This window comes from Streptomyces sp. B1I3, assembly GCF_030816615.1.
Taxonomy (GTDB): Bacteria; Actinomycetota; Actinomycetes; order Streptomycetales; family Streptomycetaceae; genus Streptomyces.
Map to the genome: position 1 here is coordinate 3,719,021 of NZ_JAUSYD010000001.1, position 20,980 is coordinate 3,740,000.

19 protein-coding genes and 2 rRNA genes (1 of these 21 only partly in view) are annotated in these 20,980 nt (G+C 67.2%); 12 read left to right on the plus strand and 9 right to left on the minus strand.

Annotation, left to right across the window (positions count from 1 at the left end; translation table 11 throughout):
* Positions 1–63 precede the first annotated feature (63 nt).
* From QFZ58_RS17035 to QFZ58_RS17055, 5 genes are all read right to left on the minus strand, one after another.
* Positions 64–798, minus strand: a complete 735-nt coding sequence (locus QFZ58_RS17035; RefSeq protein WP_307125774.1) for a phosphatase PAP2 family protein — start codon at positions 796–798, stop codon at positions 64–66.
* A gap of 404 nt (positions 799–1,202) precedes the next feature.
* Positions 1,203–2,192, minus strand: coding sequence for a bifunctional lytic transglycosylase/C40 family peptidase (locus QFZ58_RS17040; protein ID WP_307128897.1), 990 nt, complete (start codon positions 2,190–2,192; stop codon positions 1,203–1,205).
* 126 nt (positions 2,193–2,318) lie between these two features.
* Entirely contained in the window at positions 2,319–2,879 is a 561-nt protein-coding gene (locus QFZ58_RS17045; protein WP_307125775.1) for a hypothetical protein, read from the minus strand.
* Positions 2,876–4,651: an alpha/beta hydrolase gene (locus QFZ58_RS17050; protein ID WP_307125776.1), complete on the minus strand. Its 1,776-nt coding sequence runs from the start codon at positions 4,649–4,651 to the stop codon at positions 2,876–2,878. The genes QFZ58_RS17045 and QFZ58_RS17050 overlap by 4 nt, the downstream gene beginning before the upstream one ends.
* Positions 4,648–5,046, minus strand: a complete 399-nt coding sequence (locus QFZ58_RS17055) for a hypothetical protein (RefSeq protein WP_307125777.1) — start codon at positions 5,044–5,046, stop codon at positions 4,648–4,650. The genes QFZ58_RS17050 and QFZ58_RS17055 overlap by 4 nt, the downstream gene beginning before the upstream one ends.
* 192 nt (positions 5,047–5,238) lie before the next feature.
* Between QFZ58_RS17055 and QFZ58_RS17060 the strand changes: the two genes are divergently transcribed.
* Positions 5,239–5,862: a histidine phosphatase family protein gene (locus tag QFZ58_RS17060; protein ID WP_307125778.1), complete on the plus strand. Its 624-nt coding sequence runs from the start codon at positions 5,239–5,241 to the stop codon at positions 5,860–5,862.
* A gap of 130 nt (positions 5,863–5,992) precedes the next feature.
* Here QFZ58_RS17060 and QFZ58_RS17065 read toward each other — a convergent pair whose 3' ends face one another.
* Complete coding sequence (locus QFZ58_RS17065; protein ID WP_307125779.1) at positions 5,993–6,466, minus strand: ATP-binding protein; 474 nt, start codon at positions 6,464–6,466, stop codon at positions 5,993–5,995.
* Between the two features lie 209 nt (positions 6,467–6,675).
* Between QFZ58_RS17065 and QFZ58_RS17070 the strand changes: the two genes are divergently transcribed.
* From QFZ58_RS17070 to QFZ58_RS17120, 11 genes are all read left to right on the plus strand, one after another.
* Positions 6,676–7,527 (plus strand): helix-turn-helix transcriptional regulator, encoded by an 852-nt coding sequence (locus QFZ58_RS17070; protein WP_307125780.1) that lies wholly within the window; start codon positions 6,676–6,678, stop codon positions 7,525–7,527.
* A 14-nt stretch (positions 7,528–7,541) separates the two neighbouring features.
* Positions 7,542–7,736 (plus strand): DUF397 domain-containing protein, encoded by a 195-nt coding sequence (locus QFZ58_RS17075; protein WP_307125781.1) that lies wholly within the window; start codon positions 7,542–7,544, stop codon positions 7,734–7,736.
* Complete coding sequence (locus tag QFZ58_RS17080) at positions 7,729–8,016, plus strand: DUF397 domain-containing protein (protein ID WP_307125782.1); 288 nt, start codon at positions 7,729–7,731, stop codon at positions 8,014–8,016. Before QFZ58_RS17075 ends, QFZ58_RS17080 begins: the two co-directional genes overlap by 8 nt.
* Positions 8,017–8,074: 58 nt before the next feature.
* Positions 8,075–8,977 carry an aldo/keto reductase gene (locus tag QFZ58_RS17085; protein WP_307125783.1) on the plus strand — a complete coding sequence of 301 codons (903 nt, stop codon included), beginning with the start codon at positions 8,075–8,077 and terminating at the stop codon, positions 8,975–8,977.
* Complete coding sequence (locus tag QFZ58_RS17090; protein WP_307125784.1) at positions 8,974–9,612, plus strand: DUF402 domain-containing protein; 639 nt, start codon at positions 8,974–8,976, stop codon at positions 9,610–9,612. Before QFZ58_RS17085 ends, QFZ58_RS17090 begins: the two co-directional genes overlap by 4 nt.
* Before the next feature lie 359 nt (positions 9,613–9,971).
* The gene (locus QFZ58_RS17095) at positions 9,972–10,280 is read left to right on the plus strand and encodes a hypothetical protein (RefSeq protein ID WP_014047394.1); all 309 of its coding nucleotides are present in this window, start codon (positions 9,972–9,974) and stop codon (positions 10,278–10,280) included.
* A 178-nt stretch (positions 10,281–10,458) separates the two neighbouring features.
* Positions 10,459–11,322 carry a hypothetical protein gene (locus QFZ58_RS17100; RefSeq protein ID WP_307125785.1) on the plus strand — a complete coding sequence of 288 codons (864 nt, stop codon included), beginning with the start codon at positions 10,459–10,461 and terminating at the stop codon, positions 11,320–11,322.
* Positions 11,312–12,673: a hypothetical protein gene (locus QFZ58_RS17105; protein WP_307125786.1), complete on the plus strand. Its 1,362-nt coding sequence runs from the start codon at positions 11,312–11,314 to the stop codon at positions 12,671–12,673. Before QFZ58_RS17100 ends, QFZ58_RS17105 begins: the two co-directional genes overlap by 11 nt.
* Positions 12,670–14,220, plus strand: coding sequence for an SCO6880 family protein (locus tag QFZ58_RS17110; RefSeq protein ID WP_307125787.1), 1,551 nt, complete (start codon positions 12,670–12,672; stop codon positions 14,218–14,220). Before QFZ58_RS17105 ends, QFZ58_RS17110 begins: the two co-directional genes overlap by 4 nt.
* An 18-nt stretch (positions 14,221–14,238) precedes the next feature.
* Positions 14,239–15,657, plus strand: coding sequence for an ATP-binding protein (locus QFZ58_RS17115; RefSeq protein WP_307125788.1), 1,419 nt, complete (start codon positions 14,239–14,241; stop codon positions 15,655–15,657).
* A 1-nt stretch (position 15,658) separates the two neighbouring features.
* Positions 15,659–17,224: a type VI secretion protein gene (locus QFZ58_RS17120; RefSeq protein ID WP_307125789.1), complete on the plus strand. Its 1,566-nt coding sequence runs from the start codon at positions 15,659–15,661 to the stop codon at positions 17,222–17,224.
* An 88-nt stretch (positions 17,225–17,312) separates the two neighbouring features.
* Here the strand turns inward: QFZ58_RS17120 and QFZ58_RS17125 are convergent, their stop codons facing one another.
* The 3 genes from QFZ58_RS17125 to QFZ58_RS17135 all read right to left on the minus strand — a co-directional run.
* Complete coding sequence (locus QFZ58_RS17125) at positions 17,313–17,879, minus strand: GNAT family N-acetyltransferase (protein ID WP_307125790.1); 567 nt, start codon at positions 17,877–17,879, stop codon at positions 17,313–17,315.
* 155 nt (positions 17,880–18,034) lie between these two features.
* Positions 18,035–18,151: ribosomal RNA gene (gene rrf / locus QFZ58_RS17130) — 5S ribosomal RNA — on the minus strand.
* A gap of 79 nt (positions 18,152–18,230) precedes the next feature.
* Positions 18,231–20,980, minus strand: a 23S ribosomal RNA gene (locus tag QFZ58_RS17135); it runs 375 nt beyond the window's last position.

Sequence of the window (20,980 nt, forward strand, 5' to 3'; positions counted from 1 at the left end):
CGGCATGGGATGAGGGGTGCCCCGTCCGGGACACCCCTCATGGCCGTCGTCGTGCACCTGCCTCTAGGCGGCGAGGTCCTTCTCGTCGGGCGTCCCGCCCCGTCCCGAGCCCGGGCGCGGCTCGGGAATGCCGCGTGAGTCACCCTGCCCGTCGGTCCCGGCGGTCGCCGGCCTGCGCGAGCGGACGAGCCGTCCGACCGATCCGGCCCGGGCCACGGCCGCCACCACGGGGGTCAGCAGCATCATCGCCAGCGGGGCGAGCAGCAGCGCCACGGCCGTACCGAGAGCGAAACCGCCGATCACGTCGGTCGGGTAGTGCACGCCCATGTAGACGCGGCAGAAGCCTTCCAGCAGCGCCAGCGCGATCGCCGCCAGACCGAACTTGCGGTTGGCCACGAAGAGACCGACGGCAATGGCCATCGCCATCGTCGCGTGGTCGCTCACGAAGGAGAAGTCGTCCTTGCCCGCCACCAGGACGTCCAGCCCCTGGTGATCGTTGAACGGGCGGGGCCTCTCCACGAACCCCCGGATCGGAATGTTGACGATCAACGCGATTCCGGCGGCGAGAGGCGCCCAGACCAGTCCGGCGACCGCTGTCACCGAGTCCTCGGCCGTCCCGCGTCGGCGAACGCTCCACCAGCACCACAGGACCACCAGGACCATGCCGAGCATGATCCCGTATTCACCGACGAACTCCATGACCCGGTCGAACCAGGTAGGAGCGGCCTTCGCCAGCCCATTGATGTCGTAGAGCAGGCTGACGTCCGGGTTCGACCCATCGAGTGCGAGTCCAGCCATCTGCTGCGGCCCCTTGCCTTGTCTTCTGCTGCGGCACACAACATCGTGCGACGCCTTGGTCGGACCCCCGTGGTCGGTGCGGATTCAGTACTGCGTGACGTCGCGATGCCGTGACGTTGCCCGCCCCGGCCCAGTCGCCGCGTGGTCAGTGCGCATGCTGTCCCAGTCCAGGAAACGGCCTCAAAGCTCCGTACGTTCCGCTCTCCACCGAATGATCACCATGACGTTATCGAAGAGTGACACATCGTCGCAGCTCAGGGCCCAGGCTTAACGGAGAGTTCCGGCCATGCCCGACTCGCCGTCAGCTCTTCCCCCGGGTCCATCTGTCGGCTTTGCCACGGATTTTCGAGGAGCCTTCCATCGGCTTTCCGTCAGCTCCCCATCAGCTGTCCGTCAGCTTTCCATCAACTCTCCGGGAGGGCGGTGGGAAGCGCCGCCGCCCCGTCCTTCGTGACCCTGGTCGCACCGAAGTAGTCAGGGGTGTCGATCTTGTCGAACCGGATGACGGCGCCGGTGTACGGCGCGTTGATCATGTACCCGCCCCCGACGTACAGCCCCACGTGGTGGATGGCCCGCGAGTTGGTCAGATCGTCCGAGAAGAACACCAGGTCCCCGGGGAGCAGCTCATCCCGTGAGGGGTGGGGGCCGGCGTTGTACTGATCGTTCGCCACCCGGGGCAACTCGATGTCCACGGTCCGGTACGCGGCCTGGGTCAGCCCGGAACAGTCGAACCGCCCTCCCTGGTCGGCCGTGCCGTTACCGCCCCAGAGATAAGGGGTACCGAGCTTCTTCTGTGCGAAGTAGATGGCCCCGGCCGCCTGCTGCGACGGCTGGACCCGACCGACCGGCCTCGCGAAGCTCTTCTCCAGGGAACGGATGATCTTGACGTAGTTCTGGGTCTCCTCGATCGCGGGTACCCCGCCCGCCCTGATCACCCGGTAGGCCCCGGCGTTGTACGCGGCGAGCATGTTGTCGGTCGGGTCACCCGGGACCTTCTTGACGTACCCCGCGAGCTCGCAGTCGTACGAGGCGGCCGAGGGAATCGCGTCGGCCGGGTCCCACACATCCCGGTCGCCGTCGCTGTCCCCGTCGATGCCGTGCGTAGCCCAGGTCCCGGGGATGAACTGCGCGATGCCCTGCGCCGCGGCGTTGCTCTGCGCGCGAGGGTTCCAGCCGCTCTCCTGGTACAACTGCGCCGCTAGAAGCGCGGGATTGATGGCCGGGCAGAGGGCACCCCACTTCTCCACGAGCGGCTGGTACCGCGCCGGCACGGCCCCCTTGGCCAGCCCTACGGCCCCGCCCGCCCCACTGATCCCGGCGGCGGCGGAGTACGTACCGACGACGAGCAGCGCAATGAAACACAGGCCGAGCCCGATCCCACCGCCGACGAACACCCAGTATTTCCGCACACCCCAACCATCCCCCATTCGAGGACCGTTCAGGGTGAGATTCGCTGGTGTGTACGGGTTGACGGAGGCATGAGGGGGCGTCAGGGGCGGCTACAGGGGGCGGTCAGGGGGTCAAGGGGCGCTGGCTGACCAGAAGGGGGAGCGGACGTTGGGGCGGGGGAGGGGGTAGACACCCTCGTAGGAGCGCCCTTTCGGTGGGGTGGTGGACTCGGCCACTTCAGACTTCTCGACGCAAGGGCTGTCCACTTCGAAAAACACCTGCCCTTCACCTCCTACGATCAAGCTGACGCCGAAGCCGTCCTTAGACTGAGCGAAGATGGCGGGAGAAGCTGAATCGTTGTTGATGGACTTCATCGTGTAGCCGCTCCTCCGCCAAGAGCGATCCACCACGCCCAGAAAGTTACCCCGGCGCTCGGCAGACACGATAGTCATGACGGCGCGCCTTCGTGTTACGTCGCAACTGCCCGCAGTGGTTGGCCCATGGGCCCACTGGACCTCCGGCTCAATATCCGCTAACAGAGCATCCAAGATTCCATCAGCCCGTTCCGCCGCTTCCTGCATATCCATCTCAGCCCTCTCGTCTCCATCGAAAGGCGCAACACTGTCTCCGCATCCGGCAAGTAGAACAGATACAAATAGCGTTGCAGTCACGAACCGGAGTGGAAGCGTCATCGATACTCCTCAGGCCTTACTCTGCCGGAACGTCCAGCTGCAATAAGGGCGATACTGTTTGCTGATGCTGGATCCCTGACTGGATCAAAATACTGGGAATGGGCGTCGAACGAGACTCCATGCGCACCAACTAGATCTGGGCCCTCAGCAACAGAAAAGCGTCTTGCACCAAATGCCTTGCTTGCAGGGTCCTTGCCGAACCATAGGTCGTCATCTCCCTCGTCCGCGACGTCTCCCGCCCAATAGGCGAATGGCCCTGTCGCCGCACCAACAATCACCTGTTGCTTAGATGGCAGCTTGGTCACCACATCGTTGTCCGCAGCGCCGACGAAAACATGCCCTCGTTCCACTCCCAGGTCCGACGAGCGTTCCACGCCCACTCCGGGGCTCCCCAAGAGCACAATGTCGTCGACTCCCGGCGTCCCGCCGCCCTGCTGCGTTGCGGCGCCAACCGTACGGGAGCCGTACGAATGACCAATGGCCGTCAGGTGCGGATTCTCGTTTTCATTCGTAGCCACCAGGCCGCCCATGAAACCATTGAAGGAACGCCCACCCACCATTGCCTTTTCGTCGCCCATCACTGCCAGACTATCCATCCCGTCCACCAACTGGGGTGCGTCGTACCCTAACCATGCAATTGCCGCACTAGATGGATCATGATATAGGGCACCAATTGCCGTGTCGCGGGCGCGCTTGAGGTCATTCTCTGCGAAGCCTCTATCCAATGAGGTATTCAGCCCCGGCACATAAGCCGCCACATTCCTCGCCGTATCCGGGTTCCCGTACGAAACGATCGCCCGCCCGTTCCCCTCATCGCTGATGCCCAGCAGGAACATCGGCGGCTGGGTCCCCGCCGACAGCTGCCGGTCGATCTCCCGTAAGCCCGCCAGTTGCGTGACCGACTTCCCGTCGTCCCGGCCCTCCAGCTTGCCGATCAGCAGCTGCAGGTTGTCCCGGTTCGCCGCATCCCTGACCAGGGCCGGGATGCCGTCCAGGTTGCCGATCTGGTCCGGGTACACGGCGAGGTACTCCTCGCGTTGTTCCTTCGACAGGCCGAGCCACCAGTCCCGCCGCTCCGCAGGCGTCGCGTCCTGGGGGATGCCCGACTTCAGGTAACCCGCCGCCGCACCCCGTACCGCGGCTGCGTCGCCCGCCGCGTCCTTCCACGTCGAGTCCGGGACCTTCAGGCCCGCCTCGGCCTTCAGGTCCCGCAGGATGCGGGCGAAGCGCCAGTCGATCTCGGCCGCCGTCCGTACGGCTGCCCCGACGCGGTCCGCGATGTCCTGCGCCTTGGCCGCGTTCGGGTTGGGCGCGACCAGCCCGGAAGGCTGCACCAGGTCCGGGAACGCACCCGAGGACGCCGTACCGCCCCGGAGCGGCTTCCCGTCAACCAGCCCCTCCCCCGCCGCCGGATACGTCACCGACCCGTCCGCGTGCACCGTGAACCGCAGCGCGGCGGCGTCGCCCAGCGCGTCCGCCAGCGCCTTCTGCTGGGCCTTCATCTCGTGGGCCAAGCTGTTCAGCGTGGTACGGATCAGCCCGCACTCGGTGTACACGTACTGGAGGTTGCGGCTCAGCTGCCGCAACCGTGCGACTGCGGACTCAGCCGCTTCACCCTCCTGGGTGGTGCGCAGCCCGGTCAGCAGGTGCTGCTCGATCCGGTCCCGCGCCGCGTCCGCACGATTGCTCGCCCGGCCCCACCCGTCGGCCGCGCCTTCCAGTTCGGTGCACTTCACGTCCCGCAACTGCACCCAGGTGAGTGCCGGCGTCACCGTTCGCCACCGGGTCGCGCCGCGACCGGGGCGAACGACGACCGCACGGCCTCGTTCGTCTCACCCTGTGCCCGGGCCACGGCCCGCAGCTTCCCCGCCAGGCTGCCGCACTCGCCCCGTGCGGCCTCGATCCGCCGCTGCCAGGACTCCCGTACGGCATCCAACTCGGCGAGTGCCTTCAGCGCGCCGGCCCCCGCGATCAGCCCCTCGTGCGCGGCCGCCAACTCGGCACGCACCGGCCCCAGCTGCGTACCCAGCCCCTCCGCGCTGCCGGCGGCACGCAGCCACGGGCCGTCGCTGTGCCGCAGCACCTGCAAGCCACCACCCGCGCCCGGCCCCGCCAGATCACTCAGCCTCCGCACGACGGACACACCGCTCACCCCGTTCCTGATCACGGAGCGGCACTGTGCCAAATCCGGCGTACCCGACACGCCGGACGGACCGGTACCGGGGCGCCTCGTCCCCGTCCCCCCAAGGGAATGTCCGCGCCCGACGTCACCCGAACGCGCGACTCGGAACCGACTCCCGTTGATCCACCGTCCACCTCGGCAACCGCAGGATCCGCCTCACAGCTGAGAGACCGCACCGTGACCGCAGCCGCCACCCGCTACCTCTACATAGCCCGCCACGCCGAAGCATCACCGGACGAGACCGAGCTGACGGAGAACGGCCGGCGCCAGTCCGTACTGCTCGGTCGGCGCCTCGCGGACATCCCCCTCTCCGCCGTCCATCACGGTCCGCTCCCGCGGGCCGCGCAGACCGCCCGCCTGGTCGGCGAGCAACTGGGTGACATCCCCCTGCACGTCTCCGAGGAGGCCGGAGACTACGTCCCGTACGTCCCGCAGCGCGAGGAACTCCCCCCGGATTCGGCGGACCGGCTGCTCGGCTTCGTGGAGCGGTTCCCCGCCGCGGAGCGTGCTCGCGGCCCCGAGCTGACGCGTGCCGCGACCGCCCGTTTCACCGGCCCCGTCGACGGACGCGAACCCCGGTACGAACTGCTGATCACCCACGCCTTTCTGGCGGCCTGGCTGGTGCGGGACGCCCTCGACGCTCCCGCCTGGCGCTGGCTGGGCCTCAACCATGCCAACGCGGCGCTGACCGTCATCCGGTACACCCCCGGCAGACCCCCCGCACCGGTCCTGGTCAACGACATGGGGCACCTCCCGCCCGAACTCCGCTGGACCGGCTTCCCGCAGGAACTCCGCGCCTGAGCCGGGCCGGCGCGAACACCGCTCCCGGATGCACATGCCGAACCACCGGCACGGGCTCTACCTGCGTGCCCACGTCCCCCTGCACGCCGGGGAGCTCGTCCCCGGTCCGGTGAAGCCGGAGGACCACACCTCATCCACGGTCACGCCAAGGCGCCCCACGACACTCCGGTTCGCCTACGCATTCGACCCACAGCACCTTGCCGCCCTGACCCGGTAGACCACCCCTGATCGGGTACGCACCCCAGCTGTCCGCGTATTCCTGCACGAGGTACAGCCCTCGCCCCCGCTCGGCGAGCACCTCAGGCGCCTCTGCCACGCCTCCCCCTCCGAACGGATCCGGGATTTCCGGGCAGGAATCCCACACACCGACCCGGACCCGGTTCCGCCCGGCCCCACGCAACCGGAGCGAGTACGGCCCCGAGGAGTGCCGGTAGGCGTTGGTCACCAACTCGCCGGCCAGCAGCTCGGCGGTGTCGACGAGATGCCGCATCCCGTGCACACGCAGCACCGTCCGCAGCGTGGCACGGGCGACCCCGGGCCCCCGGGGATCCTGCGGAAGTTGGAGGGTGTACGCCCAGGGCGGCGTTACGGTGGCCAGAGCCATGGAAGTCTCCGTTCACGGAGGAGCGTCGAGGTGTGCGTCGAGTTGCCCAGTGACCAGGTCGCTCCGTCGAGCGGGGTACTTCCGGGCGGGTGGCCTGAGAGTGAGACTAGGCACCCGCAAGCATTCCTTGTGCCGATCAGGCGGAATCCTTGAGTCGAACCACTCGTGTGAGTGACGCCGCAACTCCGGCGAAAGTAGGGACGGTTCACATGACAGGCAGGGCGGCTCCCACCGCACGCCGGGCGCGACTGGGTGCGGAGCTGCGCAAACTACGTGAACGCGCGGGGATGACCACCACGCAAGCGGCGAAACTGCTCGGCACGAGCTCGGGTCAGCTGAGCAACATAGAGGTCGCCCGGTTCGGCGTCAGCGCGGAGCGTGTCCGGGTCGCGGCGGGCGCCTACTCCTGCACCGACCAGGCTCTGATCAAAGCCCTGGTGGCCATGACCGGTGACCGCCGACGCGGTTGGTGGGAGGAGTACCGGGAAATCCTGCCACCCAGACTCCTCGACCTGGCCGAGATCGAGGATCACGGTACAAGCCTGCGGGCAGCCCACAGCATGCATATCCCCGGCCTTCTCCAGACGGTGGATCACGCGCGCGAGATCCACCGTCAAGCCGTCCCGGAAATGTCACCGCCGGAGATCGAGCACCGGGTCTCGTACCGCGTGAAGCGCCAGAACGTGCTGTACCGAGCGAACGCCGTCCCCTATCGGGCCCTCATCCATGAGGCCGCCCTGCGGATGAGGTTCGGGGGCCCGGCTGTCGCCCGCACCCAGCTCCGGCACCTGCTGGATGTCGGCGAGCGAGACCACGTGACGGTTCGAGTGATCCCCTTCACGGCCACGAACTACCCGGGCTCAGGCCAGTCCGTCTACTACGTGCACGGCCCGGTTCCCCGTCTCGACACCGCTCAGCTCGACCAGTCACACGGGCCGGTCTTCATCGACTCCGAGACCCAGCTGGCCCAGTACCGGCTTCTCTTCGAGCGCCTCGACGCCGCAGCGTTGACCCCTGCCCGTTCACGCGACCTCATCCACGAGATCGCTCAGCAGCTGTGAAGGACGTGAAGGACATGACGATGACCGTTTCCGACTGGCAGAAGTCCTCGTACTGCGCGCAGGGCGAAGCCTGCGTACACGTCGGCAGTTCTCCGGGGACGGTCGCCCTGACCGAGAGCAGCGACCCCACAGGGGCGATCCTCCGCACCACCCCGACCGCATGGGCAGCCCTGATCCGGAGCGTCAAGGAAGTCCAGCCCCGTGGATGACGTTCCGGCCGGCCTCATGTGGACCAGGGCCGCCCCTGAGGGCGCCGAAGGCCCCGGGCCCTGGATCGAGATCGCCTTCGGCCCCGGTGACCTCGTCCTCCTCCGCGAGACCAGCGATCCCGACACCGTCGTCACCACCACCACACAGAAGTGGGACGCGTTCACCAGGGGGGTCATGGCCGGCGAATTCGACCGCTTCGCCGAGCCGGACGGTGGACAGCCCGACCGTGGGCAGGGCAACGGTGGACAGCCCGATCACGGACAGCCCGATCATGCCTGAACGGCCGGAACCTGTCCCCTCCCGCCTTCGAAACCATGGCCCTGGGTGAGAAGATCAGATGATGACTTCATCCGTGGGAATGGTCAACGCATCGGCATCCGGCACCTGGAAGCTCGGTGACCTGGAAGTCAACCGGCTCGGGTTCGGCTCGATGCGCCTGGCGCAGAACGGTCCGGCGTTCGGAAGGGGCGACTCCAGCGAACGGGGCCGGGCCGTCGCCGTCCTGCGGCGAGCGGTCGAGCTCGGCGTGAACCACATCGACACAGCCGCGTTCTACTTCTCACCCCTGCGATCCGCCAACGAGCTCATCAACAGCGCGCTGGCCCCCTACACCGACGACCTGGTCATCACCACCAAGGTCGGCCCCGGCCGGGACCCTTCCGGCGAGTGGCTCTGGGCCGATCCGGAGCAGCTGCGCGGGCAGGTCGAGGAGAACCTGCGCCAGCTGGGCCGCGATCACCTCGACGTGGTGAACCTGCGCATCGCGCGGAGCCACACGTCCCGGTCCGTCGCCGACCACTTCGGCGCACTGGCCGACCTGCGCGACGCCGGACTGATCCGTCACCTCGGCATCTCCAACACCTCGCCGGAACAGCTCGCCGAGGCCCAGGACATCGCCCCCGTGGTCTGCGTACAGAACATGTACGGCATCGACTCCCCGCCCGAGCACCACGCGTTCCTGCGCGCCTGCGGCGACCAGGGGATCGCCTTCGTCCCTTACTGGGCCATCGCCGGCGCCGGGCGTGAGACCGGCGCGAGCCATACCGACGACGAGAAGCTGCTCACCGTGGCACGCGCCCACGACGCGACGCCCGCGCAGGTGCGGCTGGCGTGGACGCTGCACCAGGGACCGCACGTGCTGGCCATCCCCGGCACCGGCAACCCCGACCACCTGGCCGAGAACGTGGCGGCGGGCGCCCTGCGGTTCAGTGACGCCGAGTTGGCGCTGCTCACGTCATGACCGGACAGCCCGGGCAGGTCCTCCGCTGGAACCTCTTCATCGGCGGCCACCTGAGTTCCTCCGTCCCCGTACGCCTGGTCGAACGCACGGACGAGGGCCAGCTGGTCTGGCTGCAGACGGGAACCCCCATGTGGCGTACGGACCTGCCCGGCGGGGGGCACCTGAGGGACCTCCCTCCGGAGGAGCGCCCCGCCCAGGGCTACGCCGTCACGCCCGACCGGTGGCCCATGGGCAGCGCCCTCATCCACCAGCCGGCCGGAGCGGGGCACGCGGTGTTCTGGTTCTTCGGACGGAAGCACAAATTCCGCGGCTGGTACGTGAATCTGGAGCGCCGGCTCCATCACGGCGAGGACATCGACGTCGCCGACCACGAACTCGACATCACCGTGTCACCGGACCGCTCCTGGCAATGGAAGGACGAGCGATCGTTCGCCGAGAAGACCGGCCACCCGGCTTACTGGTCGTCGCACGAGGCAGCGGCGATCCGTGCCGAGGGCGAGCGCATGGCCCGCTGCGCCGAAGCGAGGGCCTTCCCGTTCGACGGCTCGTGGTGCGACTTCCGGCCACCGCCCCACTGGGGCGTCCCGCCCCTCCCTCCGGCTCCCGCCCGGACGGTTCTCCGACCCGGCGGGTGACGACGCTTTCCCCGAAGGGCAGCTGATGAAGCGTCGGCCGGAAGCCACCGGCGCGCTCACGGCTCTCGAACAGCGCGTACGAACCCTGCGCCTTCCGCGAACGCTGCAACCGCATCCCCAACCCATGGCCACATGCGTTGCTAGCGGTCACCGCGCGTGATACACAGAGTAACCATGCATATGCGCCCGGATCTCGACGGGAGCCGCAGGTCAGGGCGGCCGTCCCGGTCAAACGTGCGAGATCCGGGTAAAGAGACCCGGGAAGGCGTCGTGCGAAGGCGGTTTCATCAGCGAAGATAGAGACCGACCCGTGCCGCACGGCGCGGGCGGCGAACTACCCAACAGGGGCGGTGACTTACATGATCCTGGCAGCTGAAAAGGGCGACATCACCACCATCATCGGCGGAATCGCCCCGAACTGGGGACCGTTCGGGACCCTCGGCAACGAGGCACGCATCATGATCGAAGTGGTGATGGCGGTAGCCATCCTGCTCTGCCTCGGCATCGCCATCTGGGGCGCGGCGAAACAGCGCATCGGAGCGACGGCCCTGCGCGACACGTTCAGCGCGGAGCAGGGCAAGGGCCTCATCGTGGCGGGTCTGACCGGCGTCTTCATCATCGGCTCGCTCGGCACACTGTTCACCATCGTGTACGGGATGGCTGTCTAACCCATCGTCAGCTCTCCTGCCCCGGGCCGTCCCCGCCCACCCCACCATCCGTCCGTCGTGCCCACCGGCAGAGGTTGCGTCCCCTGATGTCGAGTCACCACACCGCACAAACGCGGGAAACAGCACAGCTACCGCCGTACCACGCGGAACTGCAGACGGCTGAGGGGGCGTACGCGGCATGAGCCTGGGCGACGAGCGCGGCTACGGCGACGAGCCGGGCGGCCGCACGGAAGACGCGTACAGCACCCTCGGCGGGACCCGCCAGACGCGCACGCGTCTGCCCGGTGGTGACGACAGCGACGGTTACGGCCGCCGGCCCCCGCGCAGTTCCCGCTCGCTGGTCATGGTGGTGGGCGTGGTGGTGCTGCTGATCGCGGCGATCGCGTTCGCGAACCGCGGCGGGGGCGAAGCCTCGGGCGACGGTGGGGGCGGCTCCGGCGAGAAGGCGGAAGCGTCCTCGACGGCACCCACGGGCACGAAGCCGGTCCAAGGGCGCAACGGCCTGATCGCCACCGGCTTCGCACATGACGAGCAGGGGGCGCAGAGCGCGGCGGCGAACTACGCGGTGGCGCTGGGGTCGGCGGACATGTTTGACAAGACGAGGCGCGACGGCATTCTTCAGGTCACCCATGACCCTGCGGTCGTCGCAGACCTTCAGGCCGATATGGCCCAGGCTTACTCGCCCGGCTTCCTGGCGAATGTCGGTCTGAACGAGGACGGCAGCACACCCAGCGGTCTGACGTTCGTCTCCCGGACCATGCCTGTCGGTACCAAGCTGACGACCCGGAGTGCAGACTCCGCCACCGTTGAGGTGTGGTGCACAGGGCTTGTCGGCATGGCTGGCCAGGGCTCCACCAAGCCGGTCACCGCAACGTGGTTCACCATCACCGAGAAGCTCAAGTGGATCGAGAACGACTGGAAGATCGAGTCGTCGACCCAGTCGGAAGGCCCCACGCCGGTCAACAGCGACAACCGGGCCTCGACTGCCGACGACATCGCAGACGCGGTCGACAGCTATGGAGGCTTCACCTATGCGCGGTAGCCGCCATATCCGTGCCCGTTCACTGACCGGGGCGCTCGCCGGACTTCCGGCGGCGATGGTCCTGCTGGCGTCCCGCGCGTACGCGGCGCCGTCGCCCACTCCCACGCCGAACCCTTCACCCAGCACGAGCAATGACCCTTGCGACCTCATCGTCGGACTCGCCAAGGACTACTGCGAAGGCGGCGAAAGCGCAGGGAACAACTCCACACCCCCCGCAACAGACAACGCCCTGGACCCCCTCTCCTCCCTGGCCCGCGGTTGCGCCGACGCCGCGTCCTGGACCGTGGGGAAGCTCAGCGAGGCCGTGGAGGCCACCGCCACCGTCGACTTCACCAACGCGACCTTCCGCCAGCAGTACGCGGTCGTCTTCGCGGCCTCCACCGTCCTCACCCTCGTCCTGTGGCTGTTCGCCGTGGCCAAGCGCGCCATCAGGGGCGTCCCGCTCACCACCGCGATCTCCGAGGCTGTCGGGTTCCTCTGGCTCACCGTCCTGGCGTCCGCCTTCACCCCCCTCATCCTCTACGTCGTCGTATCGGCCACGGACGGCGTCACCGAGATCATCGGGGCCGCGACCGGCAGTGACTCCGACGTCTTCTTCGGATCGTTCGCCGAGGCGTTGAAGAAGGGTGACGACATCGGCGGCGGGCCGATCATGCTGATCGTCGTCTCGCTCGTCTCCGTCCTCGCCGCCGGCATCCTGTGGCTGGAGCTCGTCATCCGGGCCGCCCTGCTCTACGTAGGCGCCCTCCTCGGCGTCGTGGTCTATGCCGGGCTCGTCGACAAGAACATGTGGGGCCACGTGCGCCGCTGGGCGGGCATCATGATCGCCGTGATCATGGTGAAGCCGGTGATCGTCATCGTGCTCGGCCTGGCCGGCGCACTCTCCGCGGACGACGGGCCGAACGCCATGTCCGCCGTCGTGTCCGGCCTCGCCATCATCCTGCTGGCCATCTTCGCGTCGGCCATGATCTACCGCTTCGTACCCGGCTTCGGCGACGAGATCCAGGGTGCCCGCACCAACCGCAAGCAGGCCACCGACGGCTCCCAGGCCGCCGCGCTCATCAGCTCGCCGGCCGCTCTCGTCTCGCAGGGCATCAAGACGCATAGCGGACGCGGCGGCGGCGCGGAGGGAAGCAGCAGTGGCGGCGGAGCCCGGCCCGCCAACCCGGTCAGCGGCGGTGTCGCCGCGCACAGCTCCCGTAACGCAGGAGGTGGCGGGTCCGTCCCCTCCGCCGCACCCGCGCCCCGCAGCGGGTCCGGGCCCACCTCCGGCACCCCCCACGGCAGCCGCTCCCCTCGCGGCGGTTCAGGCAGCACAGGTAACACGAGCACAGGAGGTGGAGGGCGTTGACGATCCAGTCCCACACGATCACGCCCCGCCGTACGTATCTCATCGGCCGCGCCCGGCCCAATGCGATCGTCGGCAAGAACCGTGAGACGGGCGAGATCGCGCTGATCATCGCCGGGGCGTTCCTCGGCATGATGAGCGGGCTCCTCGTCCCCGTACTCTCCCTGCGGATCGTGACGCTCGTCGGTTTCCCCATGCTCGCCCTGGCCGTCGTGTACATGCCCTACAAGGGCCGCACCTTCTACAAGTGGTTCGAGATCAACCGCAGCTTCAAGCGCACCCTGCGCCGGGGCACGACCTACCGCTCCACCGCCATGGAAGCCGGCGTCAGCGCAGACGGACGTGAGGTGGAGATCGGGCCGCCGCCCGGCATCGGCCGGATCAGCTGGCTCGCCGCGCCGTTCGGGCCGGACGAGATCGCCGTGCTCCTGCACGCCGACCGCCGCACGGTGACCGCCGCCATCGAGATCGAGGGCCCCGGTGTCGGGCTGCGCGACAGCGAGGACCAGGAGGCTCTCGTCGACCGTTTCGGCACGCTGCTCAAGCACGTGGCCAACGGCGACGGCTTCGTGACCCGCCTCCAGATGCTGGCCCGCACCCTGCCCGCCGACCCGGACGCGCACGCGAAGGACGTTGCCCAGCGCGGCGACAGGACCGCGCCCGGCTGGCTGCAGGACTCGTACGACCAGCTCCAGTCGATGGTCTCCACCTCGAGCGAGCAGCACCGTGCCTACCTCGTCGCGTGCATGCACTACAGCCGCGATCTGGCCGCCGAGGCCAACGCCATGGCCCGTGCCATGCGCCCTCGGGGCGGCCGCAAGGTCGACCGGGACGCCGGGCTGGCCGTCGTCATGGCGCGGGAGCTCACCGACATCTGTGCCCGGCTCGCCGAGGCCGACATCCGGGTGCGCCAGCCACTCGGCCAGAGCCGCGTGGCGTCCCTCGTGCACTCGATGTACGACCCCGACCACCCGATCGACCACATCCAGGCGATGACCAAGCGCAACGCCTGGCCCGCCGAGCTGGACGCCGTCGAGCCGACCTTCCTCCAGGCCAAGACCCGTGAGTCGACGACGCGCGCTCCCTGGTGCCACGCCACGGCCTGGGTGAAGGAGTGGCCGATGACCCCTGTCGGTGTCAACTTCCTCGCTCCGCTGCTCGTCCACACGCCCGACGTCATCCGTACCGTCGCGGTCTGCATGGACCTCGAGCCCACCGAGGTCGCCATCGAGCGGATGCTGACCGAGAAGACGAACGACGACGCCGAGGCCAGCCGCCAGGCCAAGATGAACCGCACCGTCGACCCGCGCGACATCGCGGCCCACGGCCGCCTCGACCAGCGGGGTGAAGATCTGGCGAGCGGCGCGGCCGGGGTCAACCTGGTCGGGTACATCACCGTGTCGTCGCGTTCCCCCGAAGCTCTCGCCCGCGACAAGCGGACGATCCGGGCCTCGGCCGGCAAGTCGTACCTGAAGCTCGAGTGGTGCGACCGTGAGCACCACCGGGCCTTCGTCAACACCTTGCCGTTCGCCACCGGTATCCGACGCTAACGAGAGGGCAGTCACGCCATGCGAGATCCGCTGTCCGTGTTGTCGGACGCCTTCACCGCCTTCCTCTTCGGGAAGGTGGAGACGACCCGGCTGCCGGTCCGCACGTCGACGGGCCAGGCCCAGGCCGTCTACCTGCCGACCGCCGCGCCCGGCCTCGGCGACTCCGGCGTGATCATCGGGCGTGAGGTGTACTCCGGCAAGGGCTACATCTACGACCCCTTCCAGCTCTACGGGCAGCAGCTCCCCGCCCCGCACTGGCTGGTGCTCGGCGAGTCGGGGAACGGCAAGTCCGCTCTGGAGAAGACGTACGTGCTCCGCCAGCTGCGCTTCCGCGACCGCCAGGTCGTCGTCCTGGACGCCCAGGGCGAGGACGGGGTCGGCGAGTGGAACCTCATCGCCGAGGAACTGGGCATCACCCCGATCCGGCTGGACCCGACGGCCGCGCTGAACGACGGGATCCGGCTCAACCCGCTCGACCCGTCGATCACCACCACCGGGCAGCTCGCCCTGCTCCGCACCATCATCGAAGTCGCCATGGGGCACGGCCTCGACGAGCGATCCGGCTTCGCACTCAAGGTCGCACACGCGTACGTCAACGAGACGATCGCCGACCGTCAGCCTGTCCTGATGGACATCGTGGAGCAACTGCGCCACCCGAAGCCGGAGTCCGCCGAGGCGATGAACGTCGACATAGACGACGTACGTGCCTGGGGCCTGGACGTCGCCCTCGTCCTGGACCGGCTGGTCGACGGTGACCTGCGGGGCATGTTCGACGGCCCCACGACGATCGGCATCGACCTCGACGCCCCGCTGATCGTCTTCGACCTCTCCCACATCGACCGCAACTCCATCGCGATGCCGATCCTGATGGCGATCGTCGGCGTGTGGCTGGAGCACACCTGGATCAGGCCCGACCGGAAGAAGCGCATCTTCCTGGTCGAGGAGGCCTGGCACATCATCAACTCCCCGTTCGTGGCCCAGCTCTTCCAGCGCCTGCTGAAGTTCGGGCGGCGCCTCGGGCTGTCCTTCGTGGCGGTCGTCCACCACCTCAGCGACGTCGTCGACGGCGCCGCGGCGAAGGAGGCGGCGGCCATCCTGAAGATGGCCTCGACCCGCACGATCTACGCCCAGAAGGCCGACGAGGCCAGAGCGACGGGCAAGGTGATCGGCCTGCCCAGATGGGCGGTCGAGATCATCCCCACCCTGACCCCGGGCATCGCCGTCTGGGACGTCAACGGCAACGTACAGGTCGTCAAACACCTGATCACCGAGGCGGAGCGTCCCCTCGTCTTCACCGACCGCGCGATGACCGAGGGCTCCACGTCGGACCTGCTCCCCGAGGACGTACGAGCCGCGGAGCTGGAGGCGGAGCAGCGAGCGGCACGGATCGAGAACCAGCAACGGCTGAACGAGTCGTCCGAGTCGACGGTGGCATGACATGGCACGCCAGGCACCATCCGGTACGGAACGCGGCGGCGAGGGTGGCGGAATTCCCGACGGCCTGCTGATCGGCCTCCTGGCCTTCCTGTTCGGGCTGACCGTTCTGGCATGGACGGCGACCGGCCTGGCCGGACTGTTCGCCCACGGGGCCTGGCCGGACGGCGTCACCTTCACCCGTACCCCGCTGGCACTGCGCGCCCTGGCGGTCGAACCGCAGAACCTGCCGGGTGCCTGGCCCGACACCCCGCCGGACGCGCTGTCCGGATACGGCCTTTTCTGGGGGCTGTTCATCAGCGAACTGATGGTCCTGCTGGTGCTGACGGTCTTCGCGATCGGCGTGGTGGCCCGCTGGCGTCTGGTCCGGAAACGAAAGCGGGCCGAGGTCCAGGCCCCACCGTACGAGGCCGAAGCGGAGCCCGTACGAGCCCGCGGACCGGAGCCCGTACACGGCCCCGATGCGGCTTCCGCGCGCGGTCGCGAGCGGGAGCGCGAACCCGAGCACGTGCACCCGGCGGCCGTGGCGCCGTCGTTCGTCGAGGCAGCCCCTGCCCCGGCGGCGGCCGTCGCCGCCCCACCCGCTCCTCACGTGAACCCGTACGACGAGCCGGCCGCCCTCGTACCGTCCCCCCGTGTCCCCCTCCTCGTCTACGGCGGACCGGCGACGCGCCGGCCCACCGTCGTCCAGGCCGTCCGGGACGCCGAGGGCCCCGTGCTCGTCGTCACCTCCGACCCCACGGTCTGGGCCGAGACGAAGGACGCACGCGGCAAGCTCGGCCCGGTCCTCGTCTACGACCCCGGCCACCTCTGCGACACGCCCGCCCGTCTCCATTGGTCCCCGACCGCCGGTTGCGAGGACCCCGCCACAGCGGCCGCACGGGCGGCGGCCCTCCTCACCCCGGTCCGCCCCCTGGCCAAGGCCGACGCCGCCGTCGCCGACACGGCCCAGACGCTCCTGCAGTGCTGGCTGCACGCCGCCGCCGTGGACGGCCGACCCTTCCGGCAGGTCCACCGCTGGGCCTCGGGAAGCAGCGCCCACGAAACGGTGCGCCTGCTCCGGACGCACCCGAAGGCCGCCTCCGGACTCGCCGGGCTCCTGGAGTCCGCGCTGACCGCGTATCCCGAACGCCGTGAGGCGGCCCAGGAACTGACCGTACGAGCCTTCGCCGCACTCTCCTCGGTCCACATCCGCGAGGCCTGCATGCCGAACCGCACCGATGCCCTCGCACTGGCATCTTTTGCGGGCGAAGGGGGAACGCTCTACGTGGTGGGTGAGCCCATCGAGGATCCGCGTCACCGCCCCGGTGCGATGCCCCTGCTCACCGCACTCGCCTCGCACGTGGTCGAGCACGGCCGCCGCATGGCCGCACGGTCAACCGACGGTCGGCTCGACCCACCAATGACGCTCGTCCTCGACGACGTCGCGGCCGTGGCGCCGCTCGCCCAGCTCCCCGAACTGCTGTCGGCCGGCCAGGCCCAGGGAATGCCCACACTGGCCCTCCTCCGCTCCCAGGAACAGGCCAGGTCACGTTGGCAGGACCACCTGCCGACGCCCGGAACGCGCTGACTCCGCGTCGGGAAGCAGGGCCGTCGGCCGGCACGACCATCGGACGGCGACCACGGCACACACCCGGCCCGTCCGACCGCCCTGGCTCCTAGTGCGGGGTCGCCTGGCGTCGCACCTCGTACTCGATCTCGCTGGACGACGGGTCCCCCGGTACGGGCTCGGTTCGCCCGGACGGTACGAAACCGAGCCGGCGGTAGACGGCGGCGGCCCGCGGGTTGGCCTCGTGCACGTAGAGCCGCACCCGGTCGATCCGTGGATCGGTCAACGACCACGACCATTCCGTCGCCTCCCGGAACAGGGCCTCGACCACCCCTCTGCCCCGGTCCTGCGGTCGGACGAAGACGGCGACCACATGCGCCTGATCGGTCTCGGCGACGGACCCGAACCGGACGGCGTCGTCCGCCGCCCGCTCGACGAGGACCGTTACGGTGCCCGCGAGGCTCCCGTCCGGCCTCTCCGCGACGAACTGACGGCTCGACCGGCCCTCCGCAGCCGCGTCCGTACGCCCCTGCCAGAAGGCATCCGGCTTTCTGACCGCTTCCTCGTACGCCTCCAGGAACGCGACGGGCGCGGCCGGGTCCTGGAGCGCCTCCAGCCGCAGCTGCCGGGCCTGCTGCCAGTCCTCGCTCCGCACGGCACGCACTGTGTAGTCCATACCCGATGGTGCCCCGCGCCCGGGCGGGCGGACAAGCCGGTTTCCGTGGCCCGGCGTCGCATCCCGGTACTACATGCCGGTACTGCTCTCCCGGCCGGGTCGTGAACGCAGAAAAGCCCCGTGCCACAAGGGCACGGGGCTTTCCCGGAATAATTGTTCGGCGGCGTCCTACTCTCCCACAGGGTCCCCCCTGCAGTACCATCGGCGCTGAAAGGCTTAGCTTCCGGGTTCGGAATGTAACCGGGCGTTTCCCTAACGCAATGACCACCGAAACACTATGAAATTAACCAACACCGGATGAAAACACGGCCGTTCGTTATTTCAGAACTAACACAGTGGACGCGAGCAACTGAGGACAAGCCCTCGGCCTATTAGTACCAGTCAGCTCCACCCGTTACCGGGCTTCCACATCTGGCCTATCAACCCAGTCGTCTACTGGGAGCCTTAACCACTCAAGGTGGTGGGAATACTCATCTTGAAGCAGGCTTCCCGCTTAGATGCTTTCAGCGGTTATCCTTTCCGAACGTAGCCAACCAGCCATGCCCTTGGCAGGACAACTGGCACACCAGAGGTTCGTCCGTCCCGGTCCTCTCGTACTAGGGACAGCCCTTCTCAATATTCCTACGCGCACAGCGGATAGGGACCGAACTGTCTCACGACGTTCTAAACCCAGCTCGCGTACCGCTTTAATGGGCGAACAGCCCAACCCTTGGGACCGACTCCAGCCCCAGGATGCGACGAGCCGACATCGAGGTGCCAAACCATCCCGTCGATATGGACTCTTGGGGAAGATCAGCCTGTTATCCCCGGGGTACCTTTTATCCGTTGAGCGACAGCGCTTCCACAAGCCACTGCCGGATCACTAGTCCCGACTTTCGTCCCTGCTCGACCCGTCGGTCTCACAGTCAAGCTCCCTTGTGCACTTACACTCAACACCTGATTGCCAACCAGGCTGAGGGAACCTTTGGGCGCCTCCGTTACTCTTTAGGAGGCAACCGCCCCAGTTAAACTACCCATCAGACACTGTCCCTGATCCGGATCACGGACCCAGGTTAGACATCCAGCACGACCAGAGTGGTATTTCAAGGACGACTCCACAACCACTGGCGTGGCCGCTTCAAAGTCTCCCACCTATCCTACACAAGCCGAACCGAACACCAATATCAAACTATAGTAAAGGTCCCGGGGTCTTTCCGTCCTGCTGCGCGAAACGAGCATCTTTACTCGTAGTGCAATTTCACCGGGCCTATGGTTGAGACAGTCGAGAAGTCGTTACGCCATTCGTGCAGGTCGGAACTTACCCGACAAGGAATTTCGCTACCTTAGGATGGTTATAGTTACCACCGCCGTTTACTGGCGCTTAAGTTCTCAGCTTCGCACACCCGAAAGTGCACTAACCGGTCCCCTTAACGTTCCAGCACCGGGCAGGCGTCAGTCCGTATACATCGCCTTACGGCTTCGCACGGACCTGTGTTTTTAGTAAACAGTCGCTTCTCGCTGGTCTCTGCGGCCACCCCCAGCTCATGGAGTAAATCCAATCACCAGTGATGGCCCCCCTTCTCCCGAAGTTACGGGGGCATTTTGCCGAGTTCCTTAACCATAGTTCACCCGAACGCCTCGGTATTCTCTACCTGACTACCTGAGTCGGTTTAGGGTACGGGCCGCCATGAAACTCGCTAGAGGCTTTTCTCGACAGCATAGGATCATCCACTTCACCACAATCGGCTCGGCATCAGGTCTCAGCCTTAATGTGTGACGGATTTGCCTACCACACGGCCTACACCCTTACCCCGGGACAACCACCGCCCGGGCTGGACTACCTTCCTGCGTCACCCCATCGCTTACCTAATACAAGTCTGGTTCGTCGGCTCCACCACTACCCTCAACTCCGAAGAGATCGGGCCGGCTTCACGGACTTAGCATCGCCTGATTCAGTATTGGGCGTTTCAAAGCGGGTACCGGAATATCAACCGGTTGTCCATCGACTACGCCTGTCGGCCTCGCCTTAGGTCCCGACTTACCCTGGGCAGATCAGCTTGACCCAGGAACCCTTAGTCAATCGGCGCACACGTTTCTCACGTGTGTATCGCTACTCATGCCTGCATTCTCACTCGTGAACCGTCCACAACTCGCTTCCGCGGCTGCTTCACCCGGCACACGACGCTCCCCTACCCATCCATACTCCCGTTGGGGATATGTGTATGAATGACACGACTTCGGCGGTACGCTTGAGCCCCGCTACATTGTCGGCGCGGAATCACTTGACCAGTGAGCTATTACGCACTCTTTCAAGGGTGGCTGCTTCTAAGCCAACCTCCTGGTTGTCTCTGCGACTCCACATCCTTTCCCACTTAGCGTACGCTTAGGGGCCTTAGTCGATGCTCTGGGCTGTTTCCCTCTCGACCATGGAGCTTATCCCCCACAGTCTCACTGCCGTGCTCTCACTTACCGGCATTCGGAGTTTGGCTAAGGTCAGTAACCCGGTAGGGCCCATCGCCTATCCAGTGCTCTACCTCCGGCAAGAAACACACGACGCTGCACCTAAATGCATTTCGGGGAGAACCAGCTATCACGGAGTTTGATTGGCCTTTCACCCCTAACCACAGGTCATCCCCCAGGTTTTCAACCCTGGTGGGTTCGGTCCTCCACGAAGTCTTACCTCCGCTTCAACCTGCCCATGGCTAGATCACTCCGCTTCGGGTCTAGAGCGTGCAACTCAATCGCCCTATTCGGACTCGCTTTCGCTACGGCTTCCCCACACGGGTTAACCTCGCTACACACCGCTAACTCGCAGGCTCATTCTTCAAAAGGCACGCAGTCACGACTGCATGTGCAAGCACATACAGCGACGCTCCCACGGCTTGTAGGCACACGGTTTCAGGTACTATTTCACTCCGCTCCCGCGGTACTTTTCACCATTCCCTCACGGTACTATCCGCTATCGGTCACCAGGGAATATTTAGGCTTAGCGGGTGGTCCCGCCAGATTCACACGGGATTTCTCGGGCCCCGTGCTACTTGGGTGGTTCTCAAGCAAGCCGTTGATGTTTCAGCTACGGGGGTCTTACCCTCTACGCCGGACCTTTCGCATGTCCTTCGCCT